The sequence below is a fragment of the Streptomyces sp. UF-297 genome (assembly GCF_058245575.1).
On record NZ_JBSIBZ010000066.1, the window covers coordinates 52708 to 59385 of the forward strand.

The 6678-nt window shown below is 67.8% G+C and carries 7 protein-coding genes and 1 pseudogene; 1 reads left to right on the top strand and 7 read right to left on the bottom strand.

Annotation, left to right across the window (positions count from 1 at the left end):
* Positions 1-594: 594 nt before the first annotated feature.
* Together AC4IJH_RS30245 and AC4IJH_RS30250 are read right to left on the bottom strand one after the other, a co-directional pair.
* Entirely contained in the window at positions 595-1131 is a 537-nt protein-coding gene (locus tag AC4IJH_RS30245; RefSeq protein WP_490855092.1) for a hypothetical protein, read from the bottom strand.
* A gap of 75 nt (positions 1132-1206) precedes the next feature.
* Positions 1207-1386 (bottom strand): hypothetical protein, encoded by a 180-nt coding sequence (locus tag AC4IJH_RS30250; RefSeq protein WP_490855093.1) that lies wholly within the window; start codon positions 1384-1386, stop codon positions 1207-1209.
* A gap of 752 nt (positions 1387-2138) precedes the next feature.
* Here AC4IJH_RS30250 and AC4IJH_RS30255 point away from each other — a divergent pair.
* Positions 2139-2504, top strand: coding sequence for a hypothetical protein (locus AC4IJH_RS30255; protein ID WP_490855094.1), 366 nt, complete (start codon positions 2139-2141; stop codon positions 2502-2504).
* 2 nt (positions 2505-2506) lie between these two features.
* Here AC4IJH_RS30255 and AC4IJH_RS30260 read toward each other — a convergent pair whose 3' ends face one another.
* The 5 genes and pseudogenes from AC4IJH_RS30260 to AC4IJH_RS30280 all read right to left on the bottom strand — a co-directional run bounded on the left by AC4IJH_RS30260 (position 2507) and on the right by AC4IJH_RS30280 (position 6243).
* Positions 2507-3034: a ferredoxin gene (locus tag AC4IJH_RS30260; RefSeq protein WP_490855095.1), complete on the bottom strand. Its 528-nt coding sequence runs from the start codon at positions 3032-3034 to the stop codon at positions 2507-2509.
* A 104-nt stretch (positions 3035-3138) separates the two neighbouring features.
* Positions 3139-3468, bottom strand: a pseudogene (locus AC4IJH_RS30265) (GNAT family N-acetyltransferase); the annotation flags it as partial.
* Positions 3469-3612: 144 nt separating this feature from the next.
* Positions 3613-4797: an RNA polymerase sigma factor gene (locus AC4IJH_RS30270; protein ID WP_490855101.1), complete on the bottom strand. Its 1185-nt coding sequence runs from the start codon at positions 4795-4797 to the stop codon at positions 3613-3615.
* An 8-nt stretch (positions 4798-4805) separates the two neighbouring features.
* Positions 4806-5213, bottom strand: a complete 408-nt coding sequence (locus tag AC4IJH_RS30275; protein WP_490855096.1) for a YciI family protein — start codon at positions 5211-5213, stop codon at positions 4806-4808.
* A gap of 583 nt (positions 5214-5796) precedes the next feature.
* Entirely contained in the window at positions 5797-6243 is a 447-nt protein-coding gene (locus AC4IJH_RS30280; RefSeq protein ID WP_490855097.1) for a nitroreductase family deazaflavin-dependent oxidoreductase, read from the bottom strand.
* Positions 6244-6678: the final 435 nt, after the last annotated feature.

A 6678-nucleotide genomic window follows, 5' to 3' on the forward strand; every position in this document is an offset into this window, starting at 1 on the left:
GCCTTCACGCGGTTGAACTGCTGTCGTCGGCCAGGGCATCGCAGCGTCGGGGCAAACGGGCGCCGGGCAAGGCGGCGGGTCATCAGCGTGATGGCGCAAGAGGCAGCGTCGCCTCAGAGCGCTGCACCAACGTTTCGTCTTCGCGTGCATCCCTTCTCGCGTGCAGCAGCTACGCGAGACTCCGCCTTACCACCTATCTCCGTGACAACGGGACAAACCCCTTGGCGCCTTCGGGCCTGCCCAGGACTTTGATCGTCAGGCCCCCTGCCAGCCTCGGGTACCCAAACCCACCAATCCCGGCCCCGGCCGCCCACCAGGCGCGAAGAACCGCGGACGCGCCACCGTTCAGGACGTCGGCCGGTTCCTCAAAACCGGCGAACCGCACACGCCCCAGCCACCACAAGAAGGGCACCATGCCCAGACGCGACACGGGATAGGCGACGAGCTCAGTGTTCCTGGATCAGGTGCGGAGCAGTGAGGCGTGGATGCGGGCAACGGCCCGCAGCACCTCGTCGCGATTCTTGGCCAGCTGCATCCATGCGGGCAGGCGGGCCACCATGGTCATCCCTCGAGTGGGGGAAGGGGGCGCGGGAACTACTCCCCCCGATGTCTCTTCCCCCGTCGCGGCCCCAGCAGGTCCAGGAGGGCCGGGGAGAAGAACAGGGCCAGGCCGAGGGGGAAGAGGAACAGGGTTTTCACACGGTCGCCCTCGAAGTTGCTGCTGAAGGCCGCACCGACCCCGCCGAGCATGATGAGCCCCCCGACGACCTGGATACGCTTGAGAAGCGGGGAGTCGGTCGTCATCGACACCCGTCGCACCTTCACAGGCGCAGGTGCAGGCGTGGGTGCCGGGGCTGCGGCGGGACGACGGTATGAGTAATAGTCGTCGCCGGTGAAGATGCGGACCTCGTGATGGCTTTCGTGGACGCGCCAGGTGTGTCCGGGAAGGTGCACGGAAGCGTAGGACGATGCATGGGCAGGCAGGTCCCGCAGCTGCTCGGCAGCCTCACTCACATGGGCGTCCAGGTGGGCCTGGAGCCCGGCCCGTGCTTCGGTGTGGGTCGGGTAGGTGCGCGCGCTGAACTGCACGGTGGTGCCCTCGATATGTACCCAGCCCCAGTAGTCGATCATGGTCGCACCTGGCCCCGCTCGCCCCTCATCGTTTCCGCTGCCGCACTCCTTGCCCATGCCGCGCCCCGCATAGGATCAGGCCATCCTCCGCTCCGGAATGTCGCAGTCCACCAGAGTGAGTGCCACATCGATGCCGTTGACGTTGGCCGATTCCCCCATCTTCACTTCCTTGCTTGATCCGGAGCATCCGGCGAGGGTCAGCGTGGCTGCAACGGCGGTGGTGGTGGCGGCAGTTCGTACGGTTCGACGGTTCACTGCATCCCCCAGAGCGTACGGTTCCCGGTCGCCGCGAGCGTACTGTGCACCCCTCGAGAAAACTAGATAAATCTTCTAGAAAAAACTCCATGAAGTGCGCTCCCTGATCCAGGCTCGGCCCACGACGGGGGCTGGTTCGGTGTGCGTTGCCGCGCGCCCGCGACCATGGACGTGCGACGACGCGGCGAGAGAGGGTGAAGGCGTGTGTCACTCATGCGTGGGCGCGGGGGGGGGCTCACACTGATGCTCGCGGTCTCGGTCGGCCCGGTGCAGCCGGGAGCGATTGACCGCAACGGACCACTGGACGCTGCGGCGGGGCGCAGTCACGCCCTAGAGAACGGCCGAAGCAATGAGTGCAAGAGTCTCCTCCTCGAACTGTCCCTTCCGGCTCTTTGTCAACATTGGTACTGCATTGAGCGATTACCGCGGAGCGAGGCCCCGAGCGAAGGCCGGCACGGGTCGCTGGGCCTTCGGCCAGGAGCGATGACGCATCAGATCTGACCACCTGAATCGGTTCACACAGAAGAAGCGCAAGGATCCCGAGGACAGGCTCCTCACGACGACCGTTGACGAGCATCTCGGTCATGTGCTCGGACAAGGGGGGCGACTGCGCCGGCTTCGATGCGTGACTGCAGCCAGTCGATGATGGCCTTGCGCATGGGCGCCATGGCTTCGCAGATGCTCTCGGCGTGGGCTGCGAGGTAACCGGAGTAGGCGGAGGGGTGGAGGAAGAGTGTGGCGTCCGGTTGCTCTTGGGTGAAGCGCAGGTAAGCCTCGACGAGCGCGCGGAAGCTCGCCTGATCACCCGCACCTCCCGCACCTCCCGCACCTCCCGCACCTCCCGCACCTCCCGCAGAAAGAACGTCGCGACCGCGCGGTATGTCCGCAACGACCGACTCGTTAACGTCCTGATCGCCCAGGCCTTCTCCGCGCTGCGGGTCTCCGCCAGAGCCAGGGCCTACTGCGAGCGACAACGAATTCGCGGCATCGAATTCAATGCCGCTCTGCGCCAACTCGCCAACCGGCTCGTCGGCATCCTGCACGGCTGTCTCACAACCGGTACACCGTACGACGAGGCGACAGCTTGGCCCCAGCGAGCCCACGCACTTGCCGCGTGATGCTACAGCTCGGGCAACCGGTCAACGGGTGTGGGGGACCGCCGCTCTTCCAGCCAGTAGAGGTAGATCCGCAGGTCAGTTGCCAGGTCACCGGCGATGTAGCACTCGAAGTCGCGGACGGCAGCGACTATGCCCTGTCCTGCCCAGGCATCGCCCTCATCCCACTTGCTCCGCTGCTCGGACAGGTATTGCACAACCTGACTGCGGTTGCGCCACCACTCCCGGACCGTTTCCGGTGTCCATCGCGAGTCGCCATCACAGCCGTACCCGAGGAACGGGTCGCAGTCTGCCGCCTCGATCAGCAAGGCCGTGTCCGCAGGCGTTCTGGGTTGGCGATAGACGTACTCGCTGAGGTACTCGCCTCCATAGAGAACCTGGGCGGGTGCCGAGAGCCGTCCGGTCCAGCAGGTGTCGGTCTCCCCGCCGTAGAAGGGCCCGGGGACGTTGAGCCATAGTCGGTCTTCCCAACGGCCCCGAAAGGCATCGCGGTCGTTGCCGAGAATGTCCACCGGGTCGAAGTAGAGCGCCATCCGCCGAGACTAGAGCATCCGTTCGGGCTGAACGACGGGCTGCCGATGGTAAGGAGACTGCCTGGTCCCCCTGAGCTCATGCACTCGCCGTTTGGCTCTCCAGTTCATGGGATGTCTGTCAAGTTCAGCGTGCCCTCTTTCTCGCCTGCTGGCCAATGTGCTGCTGTTCGTATCATTTCGGCAGTGATGGCCCATCGCTCGTGGTCCCTCCACTCGCCGTTGATGTATTGGAAGGCAGCCGAGTAGCCCTCGCGCTGGAAGTCCAGGCGTTCGACGAGGTTCAGCGAGGAGGTGCTGTCCGGCTGGATACCCGCCTCCAGCCGGTGCAGGTCCAGCGCGCCGAAGGCAAGCTGGACCACGGGCCTCAGCCCTTCGGTCATATAGCCACGGCCGGTCGTAGAGGCGTAGGACGTATAGCCCAGAGTTCCGCTCTGCCTTCGGCGCGTACGTCGTCACCGCTAGGCTTCCCCGCCGGCAACGTGCCGTGCAGTTGGTCACGACCTGGCTTGTTCACTGTGCGGCGACCGCTCTGGCCCCGGAGCCGCCCCGGTGCCGTGGGCGAGTCCGCGCGTGGTCCGTCAGCGGCTCCGGAGGGTGTTGAGACGGGCGGCCTGGCGCGTCAGGTGGTCGCGTTCGGCGAGGTTGGGGGCCTTGTGGGCTGCCTCGGCGTACAGCCGTGCCGCCGTCGTCAGGTCGCCGTCGCGCTCGTGGAGGTACGCCGCCACCGCGGTGTGGCGGGGCAGTGAGTCGTCCAGTTCCGCGAGCGCGGCCAGGCCGGCGCGCGGTCCGTCGGCCTCGCCGACGGCCACCGCGCGGTTGAGCCGGACGACGGGGCTGTCGGTCAGGCGCGCGAGCTCGTCGTACCACTCCACGATCTGTACCCAGTCGGTCTCCTCGGCGGTGGGTGCGTCGGCGTGGAGGGCTGCGATGGCGGCCTGGGCCTGGAACTCGCCCAGGCGGTCGCGGGCGAGGGCCGCCTGCAGGATCCGGACGCCCTCGGCGATCGACTGGGTGTCCCACCGGCCGCGGTCCTGCTCGGCGAGCGGTACCAGGCTGCCGTCGGGCGCGGTCCGGGCGGTACGCCGGGCGTGGTGGAGCAGCATGAGGGCGAGCAGCCCCGCCACCTCGGGGTGATCGATCGCGGCCACGAGCTGGCGGGTGAGACGGATGGCCTCGGCGGCGAGGTCGACGTCGCCCGAGTAGCCCTCGTTGAAGACCAGGTACAGGACGCGCAGCACGGTGGCGACGTCCCCGGGCTGGTCGAACCGCACGCCGGAGACGGTGCGCTTGGCCCGGCTGATGCGCTGCGCCATGGTCGCCTCGGGTACCAGGTAGGCCTGGGCGATCTGGCGGGTGGTCAGCCCGCCGACGGCGCGCAGCGTGAGGGCGATGGCGGACGGCGGTGTCAGCGACGGGTGGGCGCACAGGAAGTAGAGCTGGAGCGTGTCGTCCACCGCGGGCGCGGGTCCGGGCGCCGGCTCCTCCTCGACGAGGTCCTCCCGCCGGCGGCGGGCGGTGTCCGCGCGGGTCGCGTCGAGGAACTTGCGCCAGGCCACGGTGACGAGCCAGCCCTTGGGGTCCCGGATGGGGTCTCCCCTGCTTGAGCGAAGCCGAGAGCTTGGGGAAGGGTCGGCCGGCCAGACGCGGACCGCCTCGATGAGCGCGTCCTGCACGGCGTCCTCGGCCGCCGCGAAGTCGGCTCCGCGGCGGACGAGGATGGCGAGCACGCTCGGTGTGAGGCTCCGGAGCAGGGCCTCGTTCATCGGTGAGGTCACTCCGTGATGGTGGGCGGGGCGGCCAGGAAGGGGCGTACCTCGAGCCACTCGTGGATGGGCTTGCCGCCTGCCCCGGGGGCGGCCGACAGCTGCCCGGCCAGCTCGACGGCGCGCTCGTAGCTGTCGACGTCGATGACCATCCAGCCGGCGATGAGGTCCTTCGTCTCGGCGAACGGGCCGTCGGTGACCGGCGGGCGTCCCTCGCCGTCGTACCGGACCCACGTCCCCTCGGGGGCGAGCGCCTGGCCGTCGACGAACTCGCCGGTCTTCTCGAGCCGGTCCGCGAAGTCCTGCATGTACTGCACGTGGGCTGAGATCTCCTCCGGTGTCCACTGGTCCATGGGCACGTCGTTCACCGCAGCCGGGGCGCCGCGGTAGTGCTTGAGCAGCAGGTACTTGGCCATCGTGGTTCTCCTCGATACTGGTGCGGCCCATTGTGGTCACGTTCACTGAGGGGACGGAGCCGGTCACGGGTTCTCGACATCGCCGTCCGAAATTTTTTTGGCTCTCGTAGATGAGCCTGGAGAAGCCGTCTCGCTGTGTCCGGGGCCACGGCGTGGTGCGAGGGCGGGACGGAGCGAGGCCTTCCAAGATCGGCGGCGTACAGGCAACTGCGGCAAGCGGCTGTCGGAACCCATCTTCGCGCCCCGGTGGGTGCCTTCGGCGATGAGGGGTTGGGATCCTTGGCCTTTCGGCCGGCGAAGGGGATGCGTGACTGTTGAGGATTCCTGGGAGAGGATCGAGCGCTGGATAGCCCAGCACGCCCCGGAGGAAACCCCCGTTGCCAGGTCCCTGTGGTCGAGCAGACCTGGAGCGCCTTGACAAAGTTCTCGGGGGTCAGCTGACGGAGGATGTCGAACGCTCGCTGCTACGGCACGACGAGTCGGGTCCGACCGACCTTCTCCCATGCAGCGGCATCACCACCCTCGGCTCGCCCCGGGACCTCTCCGGCCAACACCTCTGACGGCCGAGTGAGACTGCCCGGCCCTACGACGCATACGGCTCCAGCACAAAGACGGGAATCACGCGGTCGGCCTTCTCCTGGTATTCGGCGTACGGCGGAAACGCGGCGACCGCGCGCTCCCACCACTCGCCCCTCTCGTCCCCGGTGAGCTCACGGGCCGTCATGTCCTGGCGTACGGAGCCATCCTGGAGCTCTACGTGCGGGTCGGACGTGACGTTGAAGTACCAGACCGGGTGCCGCGGGAAACCGCCCTTCGAAGCCACGGCCGCGTACCGCCCCTCGTGCTCCACGCGCATCAACGGGATCTTGCGGATCTTGCCGCTCTTCGCGCCGCGCGTCGTGAGAATGACCACGGGCAGGCCCGTGTCCCACAGCGTCGTCCCCTGCGTGCCACCCGAACTCTCGTACAACTCGACCTGGTCGCGCACCCACTGCGCCGGACTCGGCTCGTACTCGCCTTCAAGCGGCATCGCGGCCCTCCGTCGTCGCTTGCGGATTGTGGTGCGCAGTTCACCACAAGCCTTGCGCGGAGGCGAGAGTGCCCTTCTCGCCCTGCCGACAACTCGATCGGCCGAACTCAGCAGATGACACGAGGTCAACTGCTGGTCCCCCTCCTGTGCGACTCTGTGGCGCGCAGGTATGTCATGGGCACAGCGGCGGACTTCGTCGGATCCGCTGAGCGCCGATTGCCCTGGTCGGATCGCCGTCGCGCGGCAGTCCGGACTGCATCGGGGCTCGCCCACGGCCCACACCGATGCCTCGTCAGCCCTTCGCGCCTACCAGAAGCTTCGCCGTGGCCTCGGGGGCCTCCACTGCCCAGGCCGACGGGCACGATGGCGAGGCGGTCTCCGTAGCGGTCGATCGCCTCCTGCGTCACCAGGTCACCAACGGCGAACACGGTGACC